Origin of the sequence: Actinoplanes subtropicus (assembly GCF_000721705.1) — a bacterium.
GTDB classification, from domain to species: Bacteria; Actinomycetota; Actinomycetes; order Mycobacteriales; family Micromonosporaceae; genus Actinoplanes; species Actinoplanes subtropicus.
Map to the genome: position 1 here is coordinate 88,637 of NZ_JOJL01000023.1, position 24,278 is coordinate 112,914.

Consider the following 24,278-nt stretch of genomic DNA (forward strand, 5'->3'; position numbering starts at 1 on the left):
TGCCGAAGTAGTACTGCCGGTCAGGGACAGTACCTGGCCTCGCTGTCCTCCGCCCGGTGGACGGGTAGCCTCGGGGCGTGTACCGGTTCCTGCTGACGCCGCGCTGGCTCGGCGCCGCCGCGCTGACCGTCGCCGCCGCCGTGGTCATGGTCATGCTCGGCAATTGGCAGCTGCACCGGTACCAGGAACGCAGCGCGATCAACCACCGCATCGACGCCGCTGACTCGACCCCAGCCGTCCCGCTGGCCTCGGTGGTCGCCACCCCGAGTGGCGCCGGTACGGCCGGCGCCGACCCCGGCAAGGGCGTGGCCTGGACAAAGGTCACCGCCAGCGGGCGCTACGACCCGTCCAAGGAGATCCAGGCCCGCGCTCGCACGGTAAACGGCGACGTCGGCTACGAGATCATCACCCCGCTCGTGCTCGCCGACGGGACGGCGCTGCTGGTCGATCGGGGCTGGGTGCCGACGCCGGCCGCGGGCGCCGCCGCCCCGCCGGTCGTTCCCGCTGCTCCGAGCGGCGATGTCACCGTCGTGGGGCAGATCCACCTGTCGGAAAGCCGACCCACCCCGATCGAGCATCGGGACGGCCGGCTGGACACCCGGCGGATCTCGGTGCCTCGCTTGGCGCACGAAATGCCGTATCCGGTGTACGGCGCATATCTGCTGCTCACGTCCCAGACCCCGGCAAACGATCAAGCCTTCACCAAGATCCCGATCGACCACGAGGACTCCTGGCAGAACGGTGGGTATGCCGTCCAGTGGTGGTTGTTCGCCTGCATGGCGCTGTTCACCTTCGTCTGGCAGGCGCGCAAGGAGGCGCAGGGCGACACCCGCCCGGCCGGTGAGGACCAGCCGGCGCCGAAGCCCAGGGTGAAGCTGAAGGACCGGGTGGCGGAGGCGGACCGCCGGCGCGAGGCCGCCCGGCTGGCCGCGATGCGCGCGCCGGTCGACCGGGTGGAGGAGGCCGACCGCAAGCGCGAGGCCGCCCGCCAGGCCGCCGGCGCCACCGAATCCTCCGAGTAGGCAGGCTCGCGACAGTCACCCGGCACGACTAGGGTCTCGGCATGACCTCCGCGCCGAGCGACCCCTGGGACGTTCCGCCCGCGACCCCACCCGGCGGCTACCTGCCCGCCCCGGCGATGGCGCCGGATCCCGGGCCAGTCATCGTGCAGATCGCGGAGATCTCGGTCACCTCGACGACGGTGCTCACGCCGACCGGCAGCCTGCCGCTGGCCGGGTCGCACTGGCAGGTCAACGACTACTGGTTCAGCCAGCAGCGCATCCCGCGGTGGGCGATCATCGTGGCGATCGCCGGGTTCTGCGTGCTGACCGTCTTCAGCCTGCTGTTCCTGCTGGTCAAGGAGACGGTGATGCAGGGAACGGTGCAGGTGACGGTGACCAACGGCTCACTGCAGTACGTGGCCCGCATCCCGGTCACCGATCAGGGTGCGGTGACGGCGATCAACCAGCAGGTCAATTACGTCCGTACGCTGGCCGCCCTCTAGCAAGTCACACCAGCGCGGCGACGATCTGGGTCGCTCGCTCCTCGTGCTTGTCGTAGGCGTCCGGCACCCCCGACCGCTGCACGGCCTGCGCCGCGTCGCCGAGACTCTTGGTCTCCCAGTCCGTGACCTTGAGCAGCCGCTGGTAGAAGGCGTCCGCGGCATAGTGCGGATCCATCAGCTGCGCCACGGTTCCCCAGCCCTGGCTCGGACGCTGCTGGAAGATGCCGAGCGAGTCGAAATTCGCGCTGCTTCCCTCGTTCGGCCGGTCGAGCGAGGCCGGGACGGTCGGGTTGGCCAGGTTGCGCAGGCTGGACTCCTGCAGCCCGGTCATCATGGCCACCAGCATCGCCCGGCGGGGAAGACCACGATCCTGGGCGACCCGCACGATCACCGCGGCGTTGTTCATCTGCGCCTGGCTGAGGCCCGTCACCGGTCGCGGCGGCCGGGAGGGTGTCGGCGACGAGCTCGGCGGCCGGGTGGCCTTCGACGACGGGGCGGCCGCCGCGGGTGTTTTCAGCGGTGCGACCGGCGCGGCCAGGACGTGTACGCCGGAGATCGGCTCAGCAGCGGCGTCGGTCGTGACGGACGCCGCGGTCGGGTGGCCGGCGCCGCTGACGGCGACCACTCCCCCGATCACGGCCGCGAGAGCACTCATCGCGAGCAGGAGCGACGCCGTGCGGCTCGGCCGTCGTTTCCGGCGCCGGCGTGGCGACCAGTCCGTGTCGTACAGGCTGGGCCGCGACGCGGGGTAACCATCCACGGCGTGGCGTGGCGCCCCGGCCTCCCACTGAGCCTCGTCGGCATCCGGCCGGATGTACGCAACGCGTTGACGGGGTAGCGCAGGTCCAGCCGGTGGGACCCCTCGCGCCCGTCGATGCCGGGCAGGCGCCGAAGGATGACCCGAGAACGCCGGTGCCAAGAACGTGACCATCCTTCCGCAACCACCCGGTTATCTACCCGGGCAGTACGGTGCGCGGCGTTCCCCGGATCAATGCTTTGGACAATCGCTACCCGGCCTCGCCGGCCGGGCGGGCGCCGAGCAGGCGGACCGTGTCGATCGTGTCGGCCTCGGCGGCCGGCTTGTCGTCGCGATAGCGCAGCACCCGGGCGAAGCGCAGCGCCACCCCGCCGGGATAGCGCGGGGACGTCTGCACGCCGTCGAAGGCGATCTCGACCACCTGCTCGGGGCGCACCCGCACCACCCAGCCGTCGTCGCTGACCGCGAGCTCCTGGAAGCGGGCCGTCTGCCAGCGCAAAAGCTCGTCGGTCAGGCCCTTGAAGGTCTTGCCCAGCATCACGAAGCCGCCGGTCGCCGGGTCGAGGGCGCCGAGGTGCAGGTTGGACAGCCAGCCTCGGCGCCGGCCGTGCCCCCACTCGACGGCGAGCACGACCAGGTCGAGCGTGTGCCGGGGCTTGACCTTGACCCAGGCGGAGCCGCGGCGGCCCACGTCATAGGGCGCCTCCATGGCCTTGACGACCACGCCCTCCTGCCCGTGGGCCAGGGCGGCGGCGAAGGCGGCCGCGGCCTGCTCCTCGGTGGTCGCCGTCGACCGGCCGACGATCAGCTCGGGCGGCAGCGCGCCGGCCAGGGCGGCCCAGCGCACCCGGCCCGGCTCGTCGAGCAGGTCGGCGCCGTCGAGGTGGAGCAGATCGAAGAAATACGGCACCAGGGCCAGCGGGGCCTTGCCGGCGCCCCGGGTGGCGGCGCGACTCGACGTCTCCTGGAACGGGCGGGGGCGGCCGGACGCGTCGAGGGTCATCGCCTCGCCGTCGAGCACCGCCTCGCGCACCGGCAGCTTGCGGACCATGGCCACCACCTCGGGCATCCGGGCGGTGATGTCGTCGAGGCTGCGGGTGAAGACGGCCACCTCGTCGGCGGAGCGGTGCACCTGGATGCGGATGCCATCCAGCTTCACGTCGACCGTGGCCGGGGCGCCGGTGGCGAGCAGCGCGGCGCTCACGTCGGGGGCGCTCTGCGCGAGCATCGGCGTCAGCGGGGTGCCGACCCGCAGGTGGATCTCGGCCAGCGCGGCGGCGCCCCCGGTCAGGGCGGCGACCGCCACCTGTTTGAGATCGCCGGAGAGCAGCAGCGCCCGGCGGACCGCGGTGAGCGGCACCTCGGCCGCGCGCGCGATCGCATCGGCCAGCAGGCCGGCCTGGGCGCCCTGGCGCAGCTCGCCGCCGAACAGCCCGATCAGCAGCCGTTGCTCGTCGGCCGTGGCGGCGCCGAACAGCGCGCCGATCAGGTCTCGCCGGCGCTGCTGCGAGCCGGCGCCGGCCACCACCGAGATCTCGGCGATCGCCGCGTCGACCCCGCCCACGGTGAGCGTGGCCTCGGCGGCGGGCGGCGGACGGTCGCGCAGGCTCGCATGGCCCACACCCGTCTGCCGCTGCCGCAGCTCGCCGGCGAGAAACGCCGAGCCGGCTGCGATCTCGCCGGGATCGAGCCGGCGCAGCGCGTCGGCCAGCAGCTCGATCTTCGCCTTGCGCCCGGAGGTCGCCGTCACGGCGGCCGAGGTGGCCGCCAGGTCAAGGAACCGCACGGCCCCATCCTGGCAGCCACCACCGACATTTTTCGCCCGCTCGCGTGGCCCGACCCCCGGACCGCTGAGCTGGGGTCATCGCGGATCAGGCGGCGAGCGGCTCGGCGATGCGGAAACCGCGCGCCCGGACCGCATCGGCGACCCGGCTGACCTGCGCGTCGAGCGCGCAGAGCGAGGCCGAGATCTCCTCGAGGTGTTCGGTCAGGGCGGAATCGTCCCACCCCTCGACATGGACATGGTCGAGCGCCAGGACGGCCGCCCGCAGCCGCGCGATGGACTCCATCCGGTCGTGAGAACGGAGCCGATCGATGGCGTTACGCGGCCCGACGGGCATCGGCCGCACCAGCAGAGTTACCGAGGCATCATTCGAACGCATGTTCGATAGCTTACCGGGCTCGTCCTCTGAGGACCAACTTCAAAATCCGTTTCCCGTACGCGTGGGGTGGGCCCCGGATGCGCAACCGGACGGGCCCGCCCGGCGGCCGAGCGCGGAGGGTGACCATGCAGGTCGCCGGTCCGCTGCACCGGGGACTTTTGGCACGCGTACGGCCAACGGGTTTTCTATCCGGTCATCAGCGGCGGGAACTGGCGGAGGGCGTCGGCGGGGAGGGCGGCGGCGGCCACGAAGCCGTCGGGGCGGATCAGGTAGAGGTGGTCGGGGCGGAGAAAAGTGTCGGGGGCCTCGGGGAAGATGTGGACCGGGACGCCGAGGTCGGGGATGTCGGTGGCCCGGAAGCCGCCGTAGGCGTGGACCTGCCAGCGGAGGGAGCGGAGCGGAACGTAGTTGTCGCCGGTCCAGGGCAGGCGGCGGCCGACCACGGAGTCCCGGTGGCCGCCCGACGCGTGCTCGGCGCCGGGGGTCATCCAGTAGTGGATGCGAGTTTGGGAGACGTATTGGAAGAGTCGCGAGCCGCCTCGCGTGCTGGGTAGCACGCGGACGCCGATCGGGGCGATGAGGGGGACGATCAGTCGCCGCATCGCGCGGGAGAGGGGTTTCTGTGAGGTGACGCCGGAGAAGATGCGGTCCGTGGTGCCGACCAGGCGCTTCGCGACCGGGCGGCGCTCGGCCTCGTAGCGGTCGAGCCAGTTGTCGCGGCGCCGGCCCTGGATGACGTCGGCCAGCTTGAAGGCGAGGTTGTGCGCGTCCTGCAGGCCGGTGTTCATGCCCTGGCCGCCGACCGGGGAATGCACGTGCGCGGCGTCGCCGGCCAGGAAGAACGGGCCGTCGCGGAAAGCCGCGGCGATGCGATGGTGCACGCGGTAGGTGGCGAACCAGCGCGACCGGTCGTAGGTGACCGCGAACTTGCGTATGCGGGGGCGCACGTCCTCCTCGGACAGTTCGCCGTCGCCGTCCTCGTCGCGCACCAGGCCGATCAGCCGCCACGAGCCGCGCCCGCGCATCGGGAAGCCGAGCAGGAAGTCGTCGGTGCCGGCGCGGACGTTGATCGCGCCCTCGACCAGGCCGCCGGCCGCGACCGCGTCGAGCACGTAGAAGCGGTGCGGGTTGGTCAGCCCCTCGAAGGCGATCCGGCGGCGCTTGCGGATCGCCGAGTTCGCCCCGTCGCAGCCGACGCAGAAGCGCGCCCGGACGGTGTCGTTGCCGACCTTGGCCACGACACCGGAGTCGGTCTGCTTGATCGCGGTGACCGCCGTCTCCCAGCGCACGTCGAGGCCGAGCTTCTGCAGGTTCTCGTGGAGGATCTCTTCGTTCCGGCTCTGCTCGAGGACCTCCAGGTACGGGTACGGCGTGACGCCCTGGCCGAGCGGGCCCAGCGGCACCCGGCCGAAGGCACGGTCGAGATAGCCGGGCGCGAGCGCGTCGGCTCGCTGCGCCGCGGCCAGCACGAGGTCACCGAGGCCGAGTTGATCGTAGATCTCGAGGCTGCGGGCCTGCACGACGAGCGCCCGGGACTCCCTGGTCGGCCCGTCCTTGCCGTCCACAATGATCACGTTGACCCCGAGCTTGACCAGCCAGTTCGCCAGCATCAGCCCGGTCGGCCCGGCGCCCACCACCAGCACGTCGCACGTCAGCTCGGCCATCGGTGACCAGCCTCCTCAGGTCGTGAGCGCCTCCGCCACGTTCTTGAGCAGCAGCGCCTCGGCCAGGCAGGCCCGCTCGAACTCGCCCAGGTGCAGGCTCTCGTCCGGCCCGTGTGCCCCGGAATAGGGGTCTTCAACGCCAGTGACCAAAATGGACGCCTTGGGGAAAAGTTCCTGGAAGGTGGCGATGAACGGGATCGACCCGCCAACGCCCATGTCGACCGGCTTCGCGCCGTCCCAGGCGCTGGTGAAGGCGGCGCGGGCGGCCTCGTAGGCCGGGCCGGTCGCGTCGATCACGCAGGGCGAGCCGTCGCTCTCCAGCGTGACCTCGACCTGGGCGCCCCACGGCACGTTCTTCTCCAGGTGGGCGCGGACCGCCGCGTACGCGGACTTGGGGTCGTCGCCGGGCGCCAGCCGTACGCTGATCTTGGCCTTCGCCGTGGGCTGCAACGCGTTCGCCGCCTCGAGCGTGCGCGGCGCGTCGACGCCGAGGATGGAGATCGACGGCTTGGTCCAGATCCGGTCGGTGATCGTGCCGTGGCCGATCAGCTCGACGCCGTCGAGCACGCCGCCCTCGTGCCGGTAGCGGTCCTCGGGGTAGTCCACGCTGGCGCCCTCGCGCCCGACCAGGCCGTCGACCGCGACCTCGCCGGCGTCGTCGTGCAGGCTGGTCAGCAGCCGGGAGAGGACCATCAGCGCGTCCGGGATCGGGCCGCCGAACATGCCGCTGTGCACGGCGCTCTTGAGCACCTTGACCTCGGCGAACAGGTTGACCAGGCCGCGCAGCGAGGTGGTCAGCGCGGGCAGGCCGATGTCCCAGTTGCCGGAGTCGGCGATGACGATGACGTCGGAGCGCAGCTCGTCGGTGTGCGCCGCGATGATGTCGTTGAGCGAGTCGGAGCCGTACTCCTCCTCGCCCTCGACGAACACGACCACGCCGACCGGCAGGTCGTCGCCCCAGGCGCGCAGGGCGGCAACGTGCGCCATCACGCCGGCCTTGTCGTCGGCGGCGCCGCGGCCGTAGAGCCGGCCGTCCCGCTCGACCGGCTCGAACGGGTCGCTGCTCCAGAGCGCCGGGTCGCCCACCGGCTGCACGTCGTGGTGCGCGTAGAGCAGCACCGTCGGGGCGCCGCCCGGCGCCGCCTTGCGCCCGATCACGGCGGGCTGGCCGCCGTGCCGCACGATCCGCACCTCGAGGCCGCAGCCGCGCAGCAGCTCGGCCACGGCCTCCGCGGACCGCTCGACCTGGGAGTGGTCGAAGCCCTCGAAGGCGATGCCGGGAATCCGGACCAGACGCTCCAGGTCGGCACGGACTCCGGGCATCTCCCGCGCGATCGCGGCACGCAGATCGGTTTCGCTCATGGTCATGAACCGATCCTAGGGTCTGTGTCGAAGTGGGGGCCGGAGCGAGGCGAGGTCCAGGCGTCGTCTGGGTGTGCGCCGCGGGCGCCCGAATACCGGGGTTGTATTCGGGTGTTCGCGGCGTGCGCCCAGGCGGCGGCTGGGCCACGCCGCAGCCCTCCTGCGAGGTCGTGAAGGTTTCCCGGTACGAGTTGGCGGCCGCCTTCACATCGTCGGTGACCGAGGCGTCGCCGTCCGAGTCGCGGCGCGGGTAGTCGCCGGCGAGGATCCGCGCGTACTCCCCCGAGTCGATCCATTTGCGCAGCTCGAGGGCGCGCGCGACGGGCACCGGATGGGTGCTCCACATGGTCATGCCGATCTTGTGGAGGCTGTCCCGGAGGTCGCCGCCGCCCTCGTACTCGGCGGCCTGCTCGAGGAACGCCGCCGTGTCGATCTGCGACAGGTCGCCGCCGCCGGCCAGCTTCATCAGCAGCCGGGTCGAGGCGGCCGGGTCCTGCCCGGCGAGCAGGCCGGCCCGGTCGGCGGAGAGCTCGGCCTTGCGCCACCACTCGAACATCGCCGCGAGGATGGCCCGCAGCGCGATCGCGCCGATCGGCAGCCAGGCCAGCGAGACCGTCCAGCGGGTCAGGATCATCATGATCGTGCGGTAGACCGAGTGGCCGCTGCGGACGTGGCCCAGCTCGTGGCCCAGCACCGCGCGCAGCTCGTCGTCGTCGAGCCGCTCCACCGCCCCGGTGGTGATCACGATGAACGGCTTGTCCAGGCCGATCGCCGAGCCGTTGATGACCGGGTCCTGCGCCACGTACAGCTCGGGCAGCTCGGCCACGTCGAGGGTGGCGGCGGCCTCGGTGAAGCGCTGGTAGACCCTCGGATACTGCCGGTGGTCGACGCGGATGGCGCTGGCCAGGAACTGCAGGCGGAAGCCGCGCTCGTTCCACATCCCGAAGAACGTCTTGATCAGATCGTCGAACCCGCGCAGCTCCCGCAGGGCGGTCAACGCGCCGCGGTCGGCGGGGTGTTCCCAGGCCCGGGAGCTGATCCCGGTCAGTGTGACCCGCCGGCGTACCGGGCGGCTCTCCTCGTCGGTCATGAATCCACCCCGTCCTTCCGCTCGGTCAGCGGTACAAAGCGGTCGTCGCCGGTTGTCGCCGCGCCGTCGACGATCAGGTCGGCGGCAGCGGCGGTTCCGTCCTCGGCGAAGTGCCGGTCCTCGGCAGCACGCCACCGCTCAAGGTACGCCCGGAAAGCAACGCTGTCGTCGCCGTCGCGCGCGAGGGCCCGCCGCAGGCGCAGTTCGGACGGGGCAACGACGAACACCGCGAGGGACAGCTCGGGACGAATCTCACGCCGGGCGGCACTCACCCCCTCCAGGAGTACGGCGGGGGCCGGATCGACGATGAGCGGCGGTCCGGCGAACTTTCCGAGGTGCCACTGGTAGCGCTGGTAGGTGGCTCGCTCGCCGCGCCGGAGTGGGGCCAGCACCTGTCGTTCCAGACGGTCCCAGAAGGTGAACTGGTCGTCCCAGCCGTCGAGCAGGTCGTCGGTGTGCACGACCGGGGCGTCGAGCAGCTTGGCCAGCCGCAGCGCGAAGGTCGTCTTGCCGGCGCCGCTCGGCCCGTCGACGGCGACGAGCCGGGTACCGCCCAGCTTGGGAGGATTTAGGCTGATTTTTTCGGCTAAATTGGTGTATCTCATGTCGGGGCCCCGGGCGGCACGAACGGCAGTCCCTTCGGCGGGCCCTGCTCGATCAGGCGCCACAAGGCATCCGTGTCGAGGTGCTCCTCGACCAGGTCGCCGAGCACGTCGAGGGCGCGTTCCCGGATGGCGGCGAACCGGGTCTCCGGCGCGACCGTGAAGCCGTGCCGGCCGGCCTGCCGCGCCGCCTCGGTCAGGAAGCGGCGGCGGAACTCGTCGTTCTCGAACGCGCCGTGCCAGTGCGTGCCGGCGACGCTGCCGGCGACGGCGCCCTCGGCTCGGCCGTCGGCGTACCTGAGTAGCGGCGCGGGTTCGCCCCGGGACACGAAGCCGTGGTGGATCTCGTAGCCGGTGACCGGGGCGCCCAGCCCCTCCCCCGCCGGCCGGGCGAGCGTCTTGCGCGCGCCGAACGTGATGCCGACCGGCAGCAGGCCCAGCCCGGCGACCCGGCCGCGGCCGCTCTCCACCTCGTCGTCGATGGTCTCGGCGAGCATCTGGAAGCCGCCGCAGATGCCCAGCACCGGCTTGCCGGCCGCGGCGTGCCGGTGGACCGCGTCGGCCAGGCCGGACGCGCGCAGCCACTCGAGGTCGCCGACCGTGGACTTCGAGCCGGGCAGGACGACCAGGTCGGCGTCGGCGAGGTCGCCCGGCTCGACGGTGAGCTGCACCCGGACCCCGGGCTCGGCGGCCAGCGCCTCGGCGTCGGTGGCGTTGGAGATGCGCGGCAGCCGTACGACCGCGACGCGCAGCCACTGGTCGCCGCGCGGCGGCCCGGGGCGGCCGAGGGTGCGGCCGTAGGCGAGCGAGTCCTCGGCGTCCAGCCAGACCTCCGGATGGAACGGGAGCACGCCGTGCACCGGCCGGCTGGTCGCCTCGGTGATCATGTCGAGGCCGGGGCGCAGCAGGCCGGCGTCGCCGCGGAACTTGTTGATCACGAAGCCGGTGAGCAGCGCCTGATCCTCCGGGCCGAGCAGCGCGAGGGTGCCGTGGAAGGCGGCGAAGACCCCGCCCCGGTCGATGTCGCCGACCACGATCGTGGGCAGGCCGGCGTGCCGGGCCAGGCCCATGTTCACGAAGTCGCCCTCCCGCAGGTTGATCTCGGTGGGGCTGCCGGCGCCCTCGCAGATCACCGCGTCGTACTCGGCGCGCAGCTCGTCGAGGGTGGCCCAGGCGGTGGCGGCCAGTCGCTCGCGCATCGAGCGGTAGCTGCCGCCGGTGACCGTGCCGATCGCCTCGCCGAGCAGCACGACCTGGCTGGACCGGTCGCTGCCCGGCTTGAGCAGCACCGGGTTGAACCGGAGGTCGGGCGGCAGGCCGCACGCGGCGGCCTGCATGGCCTGGGCCCGGCCGAGCTCGCCGCCGCGGCCGTCCGGGCCGACCACGACCGCGGAGTTGTTCGACATGTTCTGCGCCTTGAACGGCGCGACCTTGACGCCGCGTCGATGCAGCCAGCGGCAGATGCCGGCGGTGACGACGCTCTTGCCGGCGTCGGAGGTGGTACCGGCCACGAGCAGGCCGCCGGTCATCGCCGGCTCCGGCACGTCATGGCGGGACCGGCGTCACGCAGCGGGCCGCCCGTCATCGCCGGCTCCGGCGCGCCATGGCGGGGCCGGCGTCACGCGGCCGGGCGCCGGTCATCGCCGGCTCCGGCGGGTCAGGGCCAGGCCGGCGGCGATCGCGGTGGCGGCCAGGCCGACCGCGCCGGAGACCCGGGCCGCGCGGCGCAGGTGCACGGCCGAGGGGCGGGGGCCGTCGCCGAGGAACGGCCGCACCTCGCTGCGTCCGAAGTAGACGTTGCGGCCGCCCAGCCGGACGCCGAGCGCGCCGGCCATCGCCGACTCGCATTGCCCGGCATTCGGCGAGGGGTGGTCGTCGCGGTCCCGCCGCCAGACCCGCAGGGTCTCCCGGGGCGTGCCGCCGACGAGCGGGGACACGGCGATGGTGAGCAGGCCGGTCAGCCGGGACGGCAGCAGGTTGAGCGCGTCGTCGAGGCGGGCGGACGCGGTGCCGAAGCGTTCGTAACGCGCCGAACGGTGACCGACCATCGCGTCCAGCGTGTTGGCCGCGCGGTACGCCAGCAGGCCGGGCAGGCCGAGCAGGCCGCCCCAGACCAGCGGGGCGACGACCGCGTCGGACGTGTTCTCGGCGACCGACTCGACCGTGGCCCGGGCCAGCTCGGGACCGTCCAGGCTCGACGGATCGCGGCCGCACAGGTGGTTGAGCCGCTCGCGGGCCGCCGGCAGGTCGCCGTGGTCGAGGTGGCCCGCCATGATCTGGGACTCGCGCCGCAGCGTACGGCCGCCCAGCACGCTCCACGTGGCGGCGGCCACCAGCGTCGCGCGGGCGACCGGGTGGCGCCGGGTGGCCCGGGCGGCGGCGAGGCCGGCCAGCGCGGGCCCGCCCACCGCCACCGCGGCGAACACCGCGCCCGACCGGCGATCGGGCCGGTAGAGGCGGCGTTCGAGAGCGCCGGCGGCCGAGCCGAAGCCGGCCACCGGGTGGAACCGCCGGGGATCGCCGAGCACGGCATCGAGCAGATAACCGGCCACCAGGCCGGCCGCGTCCGCGCCCGCCATCCTTGTCACTTCCCCCCGTTTATCCGATATGCCGCTTATGGGCAAAGGCTGCACACCCAGACCGCCCGCTCCCCATCATCCCCGGCGAACGGAACCGGCATCTGCTCGCCCCAGACCAACGCGCCGGGCGCGCGGTCCTCCAGGAACTCGGCGACGATGCCGTGCAGGTCGCTCGTCGCGCGGTAGGGCGCGTCGAACGGCAGGGCGTCGTGCCCGCACGAGACGGTCGAACAGCGCAGCTGCCCAGCCTCCCCGTCGTGCCAGACGTAGAACGTGGCCGGCCCCGCGTACGGCAACGTGGCCACCTGGTCACGCAGCAGCTCGGCGGTTTCCTGGAAGGCGGACACGACCTCGTCGGCCGTCATGCCCATACGCTCGTGCGGTGGAGCGCCGAACCAGCTCGTGTTGGCCCGCTCGGCGTCCCGGTCGTGGGGTGAGATCACCAGGGTCTCGCCCGCGATCGCGCGGATCTCCTTCAACAACACGGGCCCCAGTCTGCCCGTCGAACCCCCGCGCGGGCCAACCGGGCGGGCCGCCCCTGTTCGGACGAACTAATCCGAACAGGGGCCACCCCCGGTCAGGCCGCGACCGGCTCCCGCTTGGTACGGCGGGTGCGCCGGGCCGCCGGCGGCTGCTCCGCGACCAGGCGTTCCACCTCGAGCGCGAGCTCCTCGTCCTCGTCCCGCTTCGGCTCGGGCTCGGGCTCCGTGCTGGCCACGATCGGCTCGGGTTCCGTGCTGGCCACGATCGGCTCGGGCTCGACGAAATTCGGCTCGCCCTCGTCCGGCAGGCCCTCACCGAACGCGATCGGCACCTCCTCGTCGCTCACCGGGAGTGACGGCAGGCCGGCCACCACCGTTTCGGCCGCGAAGTCCTCGCGCAGCGCCATACCCTGGGCGGACTTGCTCCGGTAGAACCGGCACCGGCCGCGTGCCAGGTCAAGACCGACGGCATAGGCCTCCATCTCGTACGAGATCCGGGGGTTGCCGTTCTCGTCCTTCCAGTCCCGGGTGTGAACACGCCCGGAAACGATGACCGGATCGCCGACGGCCACCGACGACGCGACGTTCTCGGCCAGCCGCCGCCAGGCGACCACGCGCAGCCGGAGGCTGCTGCCGTCGATCCAGCGGTCGTGCTCGCGGTCGTAGCGGCGGGCCGTCGAGGCGACCCGGAAGTTGGCCACGAGCGCGCCCGTGCTCGGGATGCGGCGCCACTCCGGGGCGGTGAGGACGTTTCCCACGATGGTCAGATGCGTTTCGAACACTGTGCCCTCCTGAGGCGGTACGGGTGAGGGCGAGAGCATGCGCTTCATCCCGTACGCAATGCTGGTTTTGATCTTTGGGTTGGGGACGGAGGCCGACATGTGGATTTCGCTGGTTAGGCCCGTGGATCTGATATGGCGGACGCATACCGCTGGGTAACCTTGCGGTGTGGAGATCGACGTCCTGGGACCGCCCTACGAGCGGCACACGATCGACCTGGGCACCGACGACGAGGGCCCGGTCGTGGCCACCCTCGTTCGCCGGCGAGCCGACCGGCCCTCGCGCCGAGCCGTCCTCTACGTGCACGGCTTCGTGGATTACTTCTTCCAGACGCACCTGGCGGATTTCTTCGTCGAGCGCGGCTGGGACTTCTACGCCCTTGACCTGCGGAAATACGGGCGCAGCCTGCTGCCGCACCAGACCCCGAACTTCGCCCGCAGCCTCAGCGACTACTTCCCCGAACTGGACGAGGCCGCCCGGATCATCCGCGAGGCGGACGGCCATGACCAGATGCTGGTCAGCGGCCACTCCACCGGCGGCCTGATCACGGCGTTGTGGGCGCACGCCCGGCAGGGCCGGGGCGTGATCGACGGGTTGTTCCTGAACAGTCCGTTCTTCGACTTCAACGTCCCATGGGTGGTGAAACGCCCGCTGATGGCGGCGGTGGTGGGCGTGAGCGGCCGCACCCCGTACCGGAAGATTCCGACGGCGTCGCTCGGCCTCTACGGCGAGAGCCTGCACACCGACCACCGTGGCGAATGGACATACGACCTGGCGTGGAAGCCGATCGCCGGCTTCCCGGTGACCGCCGGCTGGCTCAACGCGATCCGCCGCGGCCAGCGGCGCCTGCGCGCGGGCCTGTCGATCGACGCACCGGTGATGGTGGCCTGCTCGACGCGGACCTTCCGGGGCCGGGCATGGTCGGAGGACATCCGGATCACGGACGTGGTGCTGGACGTCGAGCACATCGTACGCTGGGCGCCGGGCCTCGGCCCGCGGGTGACGATCGCCCGCTTCGACGGCGGCATCCACGACCTGACCCTGTCCGGCAAAGAGGTCCGGACGGTGGTGTTCCGAGAGCTGGCCCGCTGGGTGGACGCCTTCCTGCCGGCGCCGGGAACGCCCGAGATCGACGTCCCGCCACCCCCGGAAGACAGGACGGACGACAAGTCTGAGGCGACCGCCTAGTATGTGGCTGGCCAGCGCTCGTAGCTCAGCGGATAGAGCAACGGACTTCTAATCCGTCGGTCGCAGGTTCGAATCCTGCCGGGCGCACCTTTTGTGATGTCTCGGGACGTCGGAATAGCTCGGCCCGCGAGTGGCAGGTTCGAGCTCTTCCCTTGTGGGCGCGGGCCCGGGTCGCCGGTGCGGCGGGCCGGGCCGTGGGTGGTTACCCTCCGCGCCCGGCCGCCGGGTTGTCCTACAAGGTCTTTTACTTGTCGATGCTGAAGGTGCCGCCCAGCTCGGCCGTCGAGCTGCCGCCCACCCAGACGTCGAAGGTCGCCGCGTCGAGGACCCAGTCGCGTACGGCCGCGTTCCAGTACCGGCGGTGCTCCTCGCCGATCGTGAACTCGACTCGGTGGGACGAGCCGGCCGGCAGGACCAAGCGCTGGAAGCCCTTGAGCTCGCGCACCGGCCGGGATGCTGTGCCGTGGCGCTGGTGGAGGTAGAGCTGGACGACCTCGGCCGCCTCGCGCTCGGCCTCGTTGGCGACCTCCACCGCGACCGTGGCCACGCCGTCCGCCTGTTCGATCGTCAGGTCGCGGTAGGCGAACCGGCCGTAGCTCAGCCCGTGGCCGAACGGGAACAGCGGCGTGCTCTCCTCGTCCCAGTACCGGCGGGCCTGGTTGTCCGGCTCGTGCGAGACGGTGTGCGAGTAGATCATCGGGATCTGCCCGACCGTGCGCGGCCAGGTGAACGGGAGCTTCCCGCTCGGCGAGACGTCGCCGAAGAGCAGGTCGGCCACCGCCGCGCCGCCCTGGGTGCCGGGGTACCAGATGTCGAGGATCGCCGGGACGTGTTCGGCGGCCCAGCGCAGGTCGAGCGGGCGGCCGTTCATCACCAGCAGGACGGTCGGCGTGCCGGTCGCCACCACGGCCTGAAGGAGCTCGAGCTGGCGGCCGGGCAGTTCCAGGGAGGACCGCGACGCCGCCTCGCCGATCATGTTCTGCCACTCGCCGAGCACGACGACGGCGACGTCGGCCGCGGCGGCCACCTCCACGGCCCGGGCGAACTCGGCCTCGGCGTCGAAGCCCTCCGGGTCGGCCGGCGCGTTCCGGCCGAACATGTCGAACATGGACGGGAAGGTGCGCTGCCCGACCGGGATACCGGGGGCGTACGTGATGGTCGCGGTGTTCCCGGCCGCGTCGCGGATGCCGTCCAGCACCGTGACCGTCTCGTCCAGGTCGAAGTCGAACACCCAGGGCCCGAGCGTGTCCCGCCGCGAGTCGGCGAGCGGCCCCAGCACGGCGACCGAGCCGCTCTTCGCGAGCGGCAGCAGGCCGCCCTCGTTGCGCAGCAGGACCGCGGACCGGCGCGCCGCCTCGCGCGCGGCCACCCGGTGCGCGGGGTCGGCGAGGGTCTCCCGGGCCCGGTCCTCGTCCACGTACGGGTCGTCGAACAGCCCGAGCCGCGCCTTCGCCTCGAGGACCTTGCGCGCCCGGGTGTCGAGCACCTCCTCGCTCACCGCGCCGGGCAGGTGCGCGTACGCCGGATCGCCGATCGCCATCTCCATGTCGACCCCGGCGGTGACCGCCCGCGCCCCGGCCTCGGCCAGGTCCCGGGCATAGCCATGGGTGACCAGATTGCGTACGGCGTTGGCGTCGCTCACCACGAACCCGTCGAAGCCCCACAGCTCCCGCAGCACCTCCGTGAACAGCCAGTGGCTCGCCGTCGCCGGGATCCCGTTGAGGTCCATGTACGCCGTCATCACGTTGCCGGCGCCCGCCTCGACCGCCGCCCGGAACGGCGGGAAGTACGTGTTCCAGAGCTCGTGGTCGGAGAGGTTGACCTCGTCGTAGTCGCGCCCGCCGAGCGCCGCCCCGTACCCGCCGAAGTGTTTGGGCCCGGCGATCACGCCGCCGCTCTGGAAACCGCGCACCTGGGCCGCGGCGACCGCTGCGCCGAGGAACGGGTCCTCGCCCGCGCCCTCGATGATCCGGCCCCAGCGCGGGTCCCGGGCGATGTCGACCATCGGCGCGAAGGTCCAGTGGATACCGACCGCCCGCGCCTCCCGGCCGGCGACCGCCTGGCCCCGCTCGATGATCTCGGGATCCCAGGAGGCGGCCATCGCGATCGGCACCGGGAAGATCGTCCGCAGCCCGTGAATGACATCAAAACCGAACAGCAGCGGTACGCCGTGCGGGTTGCCCGCCACCGCCAGCCGCTGCAGCCGGTTGATCTCGCTCGGATCGGTCACGAACAGCAACGACCCGGCCTCGCCCCGGCCCAGCGCCGCCTCGACGGCGCGCGGCTGCTCCGCCACGTCCAGGCCGAGCGCGGGCTCGGTCTCCGCCCCGGGCGGCAGCCGGAAGTAGAAGTACTGGGTGAGCTGACCGGCCTTCTCGGCCGGCGACATGCCGGCGAGCAACTCGTCGACCTTGCCGGACTCGTACGTCATGAATCTCTCCTGGTGGTGGGAGCGGAAGGAACGAGGGCCGAGCGGGCCATCACGGCCAGGCCGACGGCCGCGAGAAAAGCCAACGTCGCCGGAATCAAGAACACCAGCGGGAGCCCGACCACGGCGGCGCCGACGGCGAAGGCCAGGACGAGGGCGCTGATGACGTACGGCATCCACAGGTGCGTCGAGAAGGCGATCGCCGCCCAGCCCACGAACCCGGCGACGGCGCAGGCGCGGAACAGCCCGAGGCGCCCGCCGGTACGGTCCGACCGGGCGCCGACCAGGTAGCCGGCCACCGGCGCGGTGAGATTGGTCAGGTAGAACAGCCCGGCCGCGGTCAGCGAGCCGCCGAGATCGTTGACCAGGAAGGACGCGATCTGCGGGGCGGCCGCCGAGAAGCCCAGGCCGGACAGGAACATGGCGACGGTCGCGCCCCGGAACAGCGCCGACCTGGCGGCTGGTGGCCTGGACAGCGCCATGGGAAGAGCCATGTGCCGCACGGTAGGGGCGAGAGCGCTCTCAGGACCAGATGGAGCTGCTCTCCCTGGCGACGAGCTCGACCGGGAACCGTTCCCGATGGCCGGCCCGGACCGCGCGGTCCAGCAGGAACCGGGTCGCGGTCGCGGCCATCTCCTCGACCGGCACCCGCATCGTGCTCAGCGGCGGGTTGGCGCAGACCGCCGCGATGCTGTCGTCGAAGCCGACCACGCTGACGTCCTCGGGGACCCGGCGGCCGGCGGCGGTGATCGCCTGGATCGTGCCGGCGGCCATCAGGTCGCAGGCCACGAAGATCGCGTCGACATCCGGGTGCCGATCTAGCAGCCGGCGGGTCGCCTCCAGGCCCCCTACCCGGTGGAAGCAGTCGCTCTCGCCGAGGTCGGGCAGCCCGAGCTCGCGGATCGCGCTCCGATACCCCGCCCGGCGGTTCGCGGCGCACGAGTTGTCGTCCGGGCCGTGGATGGCGGCTATCCGGCGCCGGCCGAGCCGGTGGAGGTACTGGACCGCGGCGTACGCACCTCCGATGTTGTCCGCCTCGATCGCGGCCACCGACTTCGTGGTCGCCACCAGCGACACCACTCGCCGGCAACGCTGCTGGAAGCGGGCGGCGAACTCGGGCGGGGCGTCGGCGAGCACCGCGCCGACCGTCACCCGCGCGGCGACGGCGTCGATCGCCTCGGCCGGGGCGGTCCGGGCCACGGTCTGGATGCGCAGCTGCACGTCGCTGCCGTCCAGGGCGGTCATCACCCCGGCCAGCACCCGGCTGTAGTACGGGTGCGAGCTGATCCAGCCGATCGGCAGGCCGGGCTCGATCGCCGCGATGACGTCGACCGCGGGCTGCTGCCGCGACGCCAGCGCCCGGGCGGTCTGGTCGGGCACGTACCCCAGCTCGGCGATGATCTCGCGGACGTGCCGGCGGACCGCCTCGGTGGCGCCCGGCACGTCGTTCATCACCCGGGACACGGTCGAACGGGACACGCCCGCGGCGCGCGCGACGTCCTCGATGGTCAGCTTCGCCCCGGCCACCTCACACCTCCTGCATCTCCCGCCGTTCGCCGGACCGCGCGCCGAGCGGGCGGACCGTGCCGGCGATCAGCACGGCCATGGTGAGCAGCGCCGCGACGACGATCAGCGCGCGCAGCACGGTCAGGTGGTCGCCGAGGAAGCCAATGGTCGGCGGCCCGGCCAGGAACGCGCAATAGCCGATCGAGGCGATCACGCTGACCCGTCCGGCGGCCTTCCGCGGGTCGTCCCCGCCGGCGCTCATCCCGACCGGGAAGCCGAGCGACGCGCCCAGCCCCCAGAGCAGCGTCCCCGCGTAGGCGTAGGCCGGTGACGGCCCGAAGACGAACAACGCCACCCCGACGATGCCGATCAAAGCCAATGTCCGTACGACCGGCGTCCGTCCGTACCGGTCGAGCAGCCCCGGCCCGAACCACCGCCCGATGGTCATCGCGGTCAGGAACACCGCGAACGCGAGGGTCCCGTACGCGGGCGACACGTGATGCCCGTCGATCGCCGCGACACTGATCCAGTCGTTGCCGACCCCCTCGGCGAACGCGAAGGCCAGCACGAACACCCCGATCAGCAGGGTCCGCGGCTCCCGCCAGGCGGCCAGCGCGCTGCCGCTCCCCGCCGCCTCCTGGCCGGCGGCCGGCTCCGACTCGTCGTGGTCCGGGACGAACCGCCGCGCCTGCCAGACCACGCCCAGCGTCACCACGGCCGCGACTCCGGTCAGGTGCGCCGCTACCGGCACGTGCAGCGCCACCATCGCCGCGCCGACCAGCGCTCCCGCCACGGTCCCCAGGCTGAACCCGGCGTGGAACCGCGACATGATCGACCGGCCGAGATGCCGCTCCACCACGGTCCCCTGCACGTTCATCGCCACGTCCCAGGCGCCGTTGGCGAACCCGAGCAGGAACAGGCCGGCCACCACCGGCACGACCCCGGCCGCCGAGCCGAGCGCGGCGATCGCCAGGCCGAGGCCGAGCAGCACCGCCATCGCCATGACCGTGCGCGATGAGCCGATCCGGGTGACCACCGGCCCGGAGAGCGGCAGCGCCAGCAGCGAGCCGGCCGCGATCGCCAGCAGCACCAGGCCGAGCGCCCCCGAGTCGAGCCCGAGGCTGTCCCGCACCTGCGGAATCCGCGACGCCCAACTGGCGAACGCGAACCCCGACCCGGCGAAGGCGGCGTAGGTGGCGGCGGTGGCTGCTTTCACACGCATGTGTACGAGCGTACGCATCGCCCCGCCGCGTGCGCCAGCTTCTTCAGGCGTGACTGAGCCGACGTTCAAGCACTCCTGAAAGATCGAGCGGCCGCGGTCGACAGGCCCGATAGTGCTACGGGCCACAGCAGCGGCAAGGTCTGGTTCACGCAGGACTTCGTGAACTGACCAGGTAGCGTTCATGGGCCATGGTGAACCGCGCGGTGCATGCGGGAGTGACCGCTTCAGGCCAGCGGTATGTCCCGGCGGCGGAAGGCTGGGAAACCGACCAGGGCGACACGCGGGACAGCCCGGCAGCCGGGTGACCACCCACCACCCGATCCGCAACGGCGGGGACTCGCCTCAATCCCGTACTTTATGATGTTTTTTCGTAGTCCAGCCAGATCCCGTGATCGTTGGTCAATCCACCGGTGCCGGTGAGGCCGGCCAGCGCGCCGGTTCCGCTGCCGGGCACGATCACCAGGAACTCGGCCTCACGGTTGTCGCCCAGGGTCGTCGCGGAATGGGCGAAATTGATCGCGCCCGCCAGGCCGCCGATCGAGCCCTCGAAGGACTCCATCGCCACGTACGTGCCGACGCCGGTCGCCTGGTCGTAGGCGGCGGTGAAGAGGGTGTTCGACCGGCCGGAGACCTCGCCGGTGAAGGTCTTGGTCATGGTGGCGACGCCGACCGGCACGGCGGTCTTGACATCGCCGGACGGGACGGGCGCAGGGGTGAAGTTGGCAACCTCGAAGGTTCCGGTGGCTCGCATGCCCGTGACAGTAGAGGCAATGACTGACAGTTCACGTCAGGATCAGCGGACCGTCAGCGTTACCGTCGCCTGATGCTGGATCGTGCCGGAGGTGCCGGTCACGGTGAGGGTGAAGGTGCCGCGAACCGTTGGCGTCACGCGCAGGGTGGCCGAGCCGGGAGTGGTGGCCGGGTTCGGGGTGATCGTGGCGGTCGCGCCGGTCACCGACAGCGATACCGGGCCGGTGAAGTTGCCGATCGAGCTGGTCGCGACGGTGTAGGTGGCGGTCTGGCCGCGGGTGACGGTCGCCGAGGCCGGGGACGCGGTCATCGCGAAGCCGGGCGGCTGAGTGACGGTCAGCCGGGCATAGGCGGTGCGCGTCAGGCCGCCGCCGGTCGCGGTCAGGATCAGCGGGTACGTGCCGGGCGCGAGCGCCGCGGTGGTCGTGATCGCGACCTGGGTGCCGGTGATGGTCGCGGAGGCCTGGGCCGGCAGGCCGGTGAGGGCGAGCGTGACGCCGGCGGTGAAGCCGTTGACCGGCGTCACCGTGACCGCGAGCGTCGCCGAACCGCCCGGCGCGACCGACGGGGCCGACGGTGAAACGGCGACGGTGAAATCGGGCGCGGTGGCCAGCCACTGCAGGGCGGCCGGCGCGTCCACCCGGCCGTATCCGTAGGCATTGTCCGGGCCGGGTGCGCCCAGGTCGTCGGCGGCGCTCTCGAGCGCCGACTGCAACCGGTCGGCGCTCAGGTCGGGGTAGGCGCCGAGCAGCAGCGCGGCCACGCCGGTCACGTGCGGCGCCGCGACCGACGTGCCGGTGGCGTCGAGGTAGCCGCCGTAGAGATCCGTGGTGTGCACGCCGACCCCGGGCGCGACGAGCCGCGGCTCGACCCGCTGGTCGCAGGCGGACGGCCCGCGGCTGCTCGACGGGTCGACCAGCCCGGTGTTGTCGACCGACCCGACGGCGAGCGCCTCCGGCAGGTTGGCGGGGCTCAGCACGGTTCCGGCCGTGCTGCCGTAGTTGCCGGCCGAGAACACCGGGAGGATGCCGGCCGCCCGCAGGTTGCGCAGGTCGGGCTGGAACTCCAGGCTGCAACCGGCCGCCGAGCCGGTCCACGAGGCGTTCACGACGTCCGGCGCGTCCGCGGTGGCGGGATTGTTGTCCGGGTCGAGCAGCCACTGGAATCCCTTGTGGATGACCGAGGTCGAGGCGGCGCCCCGGTCGTTGAAGATCTTCACGGCGATCCAGCGGGCGCCGGGTGCGACGCCGGTGGTGGCGCCGACGATCACGCCGGCCGTGGCGGTGCCGTGCCCGCTGACGTCGGTGGGCACGGTGGGGTGCTGGCCGTTCGGGTCGTACCAGCTGTCGCCGCCGCCGCGCCAGCTCCCGGCCAGGTCGGGGTGGGTGGCGTCGACGCCGGTGTCCATGATGGCCACCACCGCGCCCTGGCCGGTGAGACCGAGGTCCCACAGGGCGGGAGCGCCGACGGCGGCGATGTTCGGCTGGACCGGCACGGTGGCCGCGACGACGTCGGGGTCGATCCGGGCGACCTCGGGGCGGGCGGCCATCTCGCGGACGACCGAGGGCGCCGCGGTGACCGCGACGGCGTTGACCACCCACAGCGGCGTCACGGCGGTGACCAGGCCCTCGGCCCGCCGCTTGCGCAGCAGCCCGAGCAGGCCGGGCTGGTCGGCACTCGCCCGCGCGCGCAGGGCCCGCACCAGGGCCGTCTGCCCGTGGACGCGGGCCGGGTCGACCTGGGTCCGCAGCCGAACGATCACCGACTCGAGGACGGGCCGGGCCGACGCGGGAACGGCCGGAACCAAGAGCAGGAAAACCAAAGCAATTCCGGCCGTACGCCTCATGGCAGGTCCTTCCGTTGCAGAGCGGCGAGCCCCAGCACCGCGAGCACCAGCAGACCGGCGCCCGGCAGACGGGGCAGGTCCTTCCGTTGCAGAGCGGCGAGCCCCAGCACCGCGAGCACCAGCAGACCGGCGCCCGGCAGACGGGACGGGGAAGCGGGCGCGGCCGGCGCGACCCAGGTGAGCGGAACGGTGAGCCGGTCCCCCGCGCGCCGCACGGTGACGATCGCCAGCACCGTCGAGCCGGCCGACGGCGGGTCCGCGGCGCCGGCGTAGCGCCCGGTCGTGGCCGGCCGCAACGGGACATGGCGGCCGCCGAGGTCGAGACTGACCGCGTCGATCGGGGCGGGCGCCGGCCGCCGGGCGCTGGCCGCCAGGACGGTGAGGGCGCGACCGGTCTGGTTCAGCGAGACGGTCAGGTCGGCGACCGCGCCGGTCCGGACCACCGGCGCGGCCGGGGCCGGGGGCGGTGCGCGGAAGCCGGCCGCCGCGACCAGGATCAGGGCCACCGCAACGAGGGGCGCGGCGCGATCCCGCACCGCCGCGCCCTCGTGGCGGACCATCGCGTACGCCGCCAGGCCACCCAGCGGGACGAAGACCGTGGCCGGTTCCAGCACCGCGAGCACCGCCGCGAGCCCGGCCGCGGCGACCGGCAACCAGCACCACGACCGGTCGCGAGCCACGCCGGCCAGCACGGCCAGTCCGGCGACCACCGGCCACGGCCGGCCGAGCGCGGCGCCCGCCACCGCGGCGAGCGCGCCCGAGCCGGCCGCGTAGGTGAGCACCAACCGGCGGGCGGGCCCGGACAGCGCGACGAACCCGAGGAGCAGCCCGCCGGCGAGCCCGGCGAGCAGGCCCGGATACAGCCAGCCCTCAGACCACGCGAACATGCTCTACCTGCGCGTTCCCCAGCAGCACCGTGACCCGGGCGCCGCGCCGCACCCAGTTGCCCGGGTTGTTGAACACGAGGTAGTAGGTGACGCCGGCCCGGAAGTCCCCGCTGTGCTCGTGGTTCATCAGCAGGTCGTGCACCACCAGGCCGGAGCTCTCGTCGACCACCGCCGGCGGGGTGGCCGCGTCGTGCAGGGCGTGCGCCCGATCCGGGTCGACCACGCGGAACCGCAGGTCGACCAGCCCGCCGCCGCCGGTCACCGCGACCCGGGTGATGGTCACGCCGCTGGCCTGGCCGAGGTCGTCGGCGGCCACCGCCGGGCGGGCCCAGCCGGCCGGCACCGGTACGGGGGCATCCGGGCCGGCCGGGGTCCGGGCCAGGTGCCAGACCCACAGGCCGGCCCCGGCTACCACCACTCCGGCCAGGAGGCTCACCAGGCGCTTCACGATGTCTCCTAGCTGTTCTCTTCGGTGGTGGTCTTCAGTGGTGGTCTTCAGTGGTGGTCTTCAGTGGTGGTCTTCAGTGGTGGTCTTCAGTGGTGGTCTTCAGTGGTGGTCTTCAGTGGGCCGCCACCGGTGGCCGGGGCCGGGCCGGTCGCGGTCTGCGGGCCGTTGGTGAGGTGCTGCTGGCGGTTGTAGAGCGGGAAGCCGTGCGGGCTCGGCCCGGCGCCGGCCGGAACGGTCACGATGGCGTCCTCGGTGGCGCCGGCCGGGATGGTCTCGGCGGTCACGTCCAGCGCGCCCGCCACCGGCCGGGCGTCCCGCGCCACCACCCGCCCGTGCATGCCAAGCATCGTCATCGTGGTGTTGTCGTAGCCGGCGTTCAGGTAACGCAGCAGCACCCGCTGCCCACCGGCGGCCGTGATGCCGGGCGCGGTGTCCGGATAGGACTTGCCGTTGATCAGCCAGTAGGTGGCCCGATAGGCGTGCATGTCGAACGTCTCCGGGGCGGCGTTGAAGGCGGGGTCGACGGCGCTCAGCACGAGCGGCGCCTCCACGTCGTAGTCGGTCGGCGCGGTCGCCGGCCGGACGATCAGCGCGCCGGAGAGGCCCATCGCCGCCTGCCGGCCCGCGTCCCCGCCGCTCTGGTAGAGGTACGTGCCGGGCGCGCTCGCGGTGAACGTGCGGGTCACCGTCCCGCCGGGCGGCGCCGAGTCCGGCCCCGGGTCGAAGGTGATGCCGGGCGCCTCGAACGTGAGCGGGTGGCCGGCCGGCAGCGCGTTGGTGACCGTGATCGCGACCGTGTCGCCCACGGTGACCGACAGCACCGGACCGGGCAGGCCGGGGTTGGCGCAGCCGGTGGCGAAGCCCCAGATCGGGACGTTCGCGCCGCCGGCCATGGTGGCCGTGCCCGGCAGCGCGCACAGGGTGATCGTCACGGGCGCGGCCGACGCCGGGCTCGGGGCGCAGACCCCGACTGCCACGAGCGCCAGCACCAGGGCGCCCTTGCGTACGTGCATCACCGTCT

The 24,278-nt window shown here is 72.8% G+C and carries 22 protein-coding genes, 1 tRNA gene and 1 pseudogene; 4 read left to right on the plus strand and 20 right to left on the minus strand.

Features of this window, described 5'->3' with window-relative positions; genetic code table 11:
- The first annotated feature begins 77 nt into the window (after positions 1–77).
- Positions 78–1,022 (plus strand): SURF1 family cytochrome oxidase biogenesis protein, encoded by a 945-nt coding sequence (locus IH26_RS54185; protein ID WP_034216300.1) that lies wholly within the window; start codon positions 78–80, stop codon positions 1,020–1,022.
- Positions 1,023–1,063: 41 nt separating this feature from the next.
- A complete protein-coding gene (locus IH26_RS0130470) occupies positions 1,064–1,504 on the plus strand; it encodes a hypothetical protein (RefSeq protein WP_030439703.1) in 441 nt (146 codons plus the stop codon).
- A 4-nt stretch (positions 1,505–1,508) separates the two neighbouring features.
- Here the strand turns inward: IH26_RS0130470 and IH26_RS0130475 are convergent, their stop codons facing one another.
- From IH26_RS0130475 to ssb, 11 genes and pseudogenes are all read right to left on the minus strand, one after another.
- Positions 1,509–2,159, minus strand: coding sequence for a hypothetical protein (locus IH26_RS0130475; protein WP_063763770.1), 651 nt, complete (start codon positions 2,157–2,159; stop codon positions 1,509–1,511).
- A 352-nt stretch (positions 2,160–2,511) separates the two neighbouring features.
- Positions 2,512–4,047 carry an ATP-dependent DNA ligase gene (locus IH26_RS0130485; RefSeq protein ID WP_030439705.1) on the minus strand — a complete coding sequence of 512 codons (1,536 nt, stop codon included), beginning with the start codon at positions 4,045–4,047 and terminating at the stop codon, positions 2,512–2,514.
- Positions 4,048–4,132: 85 nt separating this feature from the next.
- Entirely contained in the window at positions 4,133–4,423 is a 291-nt protein-coding gene (locus tag IH26_RS0130490; RefSeq protein WP_425394412.1) for a hypothetical protein, read from the minus strand.
- A 185-nt stretch (positions 4,424–4,608) separates the two neighbouring features.
- Positions 4,609–6,087, minus strand: coding sequence for an FAD-dependent monooxygenase (locus IH26_RS0130495; RefSeq protein WP_030439707.1), 1,479 nt, complete (start codon positions 6,085–6,087; stop codon positions 4,609–4,611).
- Between the two features lie 15 nt (positions 6,088–6,102).
- Entirely contained in the window at positions 6,103–7,449 is a 1,347-nt protein-coding gene (locus tag IH26_RS0130500) for a dipeptidase (protein WP_030439708.1), read from the minus strand.
- Positions 7,450–7,606: 157 nt separating this feature from the next.
- Positions 7,607–8,539, minus strand: a pseudogene (locus IH26_RS58485) (M48 family metallopeptidase); the annotation flags it as partial.
- Positions 8,536–9,144, minus strand: coding sequence for a uridine kinase family protein (locus IH26_RS0130515; protein ID WP_030439710.1), 609 nt, complete (start codon positions 9,142–9,144; stop codon positions 8,536–8,538). The pseudogene IH26_RS58485 and the gene IH26_RS0130515, both read right to left, overlap by 4 nt.
- The gene (locus tag IH26_RS0130520; protein ID WP_030439711.1) at positions 9,141–10,670 is read right to left on the minus strand and encodes a cobyric acid synthase; all 1,530 of its coding nucleotides are present in this window, start codon (positions 10,668–10,670) and stop codon (positions 9,141–9,143) included. Before IH26_RS0130520 ends, IH26_RS0130515 begins: the two co-directional genes overlap by 4 nt.
- Before the next feature lie 108 nt (positions 10,671–10,778).
- Positions 10,779–11,720, minus strand: a complete 942-nt coding sequence (locus tag IH26_RS0130525; protein WP_030439712.1) for a cobalamin biosynthesis protein — start codon at positions 11,718–11,720, stop codon at positions 10,779–10,781.
- A 35-nt stretch (positions 11,721–11,755) separates the two neighbouring features.
- A complete protein-coding gene (locus tag IH26_RS0130530) occupies positions 11,756–12,205 on the minus strand; it encodes a hypothetical protein (RefSeq protein ID WP_030439713.1) in 450 nt (149 codons plus the stop codon).
- A 92-nt stretch (positions 12,206–12,297) separates the two neighbouring features.
- A complete protein-coding gene (gene ssb / locus IH26_RS0130535) occupies positions 12,298–12,984 on the minus strand; it encodes a single-stranded DNA-binding protein (RefSeq protein WP_030439714.1) in 687 nt (228 codons plus the stop codon).
- Positions 12,985–13,150: 166 nt separating this feature from the next.
- On the opposite strand from ssb, the gene IH26_RS0130545 reads away from it, so the two are divergent.
- The gene (locus IH26_RS0130545; protein ID WP_030439715.1) at positions 13,151–14,170 is read left to right on the plus strand and encodes an alpha/beta hydrolase; all 1,020 of its coding nucleotides are present in this window, start codon (positions 13,151–13,153) and stop codon (positions 14,168–14,170) included.
- A 14-nt stretch (positions 14,171–14,184) separates the two neighbouring features.
- Positions 14,185–14,257, plus strand: a tRNA-Arg gene (locus tag IH26_RS0130550).
- 157 nt (positions 14,258–14,414) lie between these two features.
- Here the strand turns inward: IH26_RS0130550 and IH26_RS0130555 are convergent.
- From IH26_RS0130555 to IH26_RS0130595, 9 genes are all read right to left on the minus strand, one after another.
- Entirely contained in the window at positions 14,415–16,601 is a 2,187-nt protein-coding gene (locus IH26_RS0130555; RefSeq protein ID WP_034216307.1) for a glycoside hydrolase family 3 N-terminal domain-containing protein, read from the minus strand.
- The gene (locus tag IH26_RS0130560) at positions 16,598–17,092 is read right to left on the minus strand and encodes an MFS transporter (RefSeq protein WP_157437462.1); all 495 of its coding nucleotides are present in this window, start codon (positions 17,090–17,092) and stop codon (positions 16,598–16,600) included. Before IH26_RS0130560 ends, IH26_RS0130555 begins: the two co-directional genes overlap by 4 nt.
- Positions 17,093–17,120: 28 nt before the next feature.
- The gene (locus IH26_RS0130565; RefSeq protein WP_030439718.1) at positions 17,121–18,125 is read right to left on the minus strand and encodes a LacI family DNA-binding transcriptional regulator; all 1,005 of its coding nucleotides are present in this window, start codon (positions 18,123–18,125) and stop codon (positions 17,121–17,123) included.
- A gap of 1 nt (position 18,126) precedes the next feature.
- Positions 18,127–19,326 (minus strand): MFS transporter, encoded by a 1,200-nt coding sequence (locus IH26_RS0130570; protein WP_245665645.1) that lies wholly within the window; start codon positions 19,324–19,326, stop codon positions 18,127–18,129.
- A 355-nt stretch (positions 19,327–19,681) separates the two neighbouring features.
- Entirely contained in the window at positions 19,682–20,077 is a 396-nt protein-coding gene (locus IH26_RS0130575; RefSeq protein ID WP_030439720.1) for a DUF3224 domain-containing protein, read from the minus strand.
- 42 nt (positions 20,078–20,119) lie between these two features.
- Positions 20,120–21,922 carry a S8 family serine peptidase gene (locus IH26_RS0130580; protein WP_084599183.1) on the minus strand — a complete coding sequence of 601 codons (1,803 nt, stop codon included), beginning with the start codon at positions 21,920–21,922 and terminating at the stop codon, positions 20,120–20,122.
- Positions 21,919–22,809 (minus strand): hypothetical protein, encoded by an 891-nt coding sequence (locus tag IH26_RS0130585; protein WP_030439722.1) that lies wholly within the window; start codon positions 22,807–22,809, stop codon positions 21,919–21,921. The genes IH26_RS0130580 and IH26_RS0130585 overlap by 4 nt, the downstream gene beginning before the upstream one ends.
- The gene (locus IH26_RS64025) at positions 22,793–23,257 is read right to left on the minus strand and encodes a hypothetical protein (RefSeq protein ID WP_030439723.1); all 465 of its coding nucleotides are present in this window, start codon (positions 23,255–23,257) and stop codon (positions 22,793–22,795) included. Before IH26_RS64025 ends, IH26_RS0130585 begins: the two co-directional genes overlap by 17 nt.
- Positions 23,258–23,343: 86 nt before the next feature.
- On the minus strand, positions 23,344–24,270 hold the full coding sequence (locus IH26_RS0130595; RefSeq protein ID WP_030439724.1) for a multicopper oxidase domain-containing protein: 927 nt from the start codon (positions 24,268–24,270) through the stop codon (positions 23,344–23,346).
- Between the last annotated feature and the right edge of the window lie 8 nt (positions 24,271–24,278).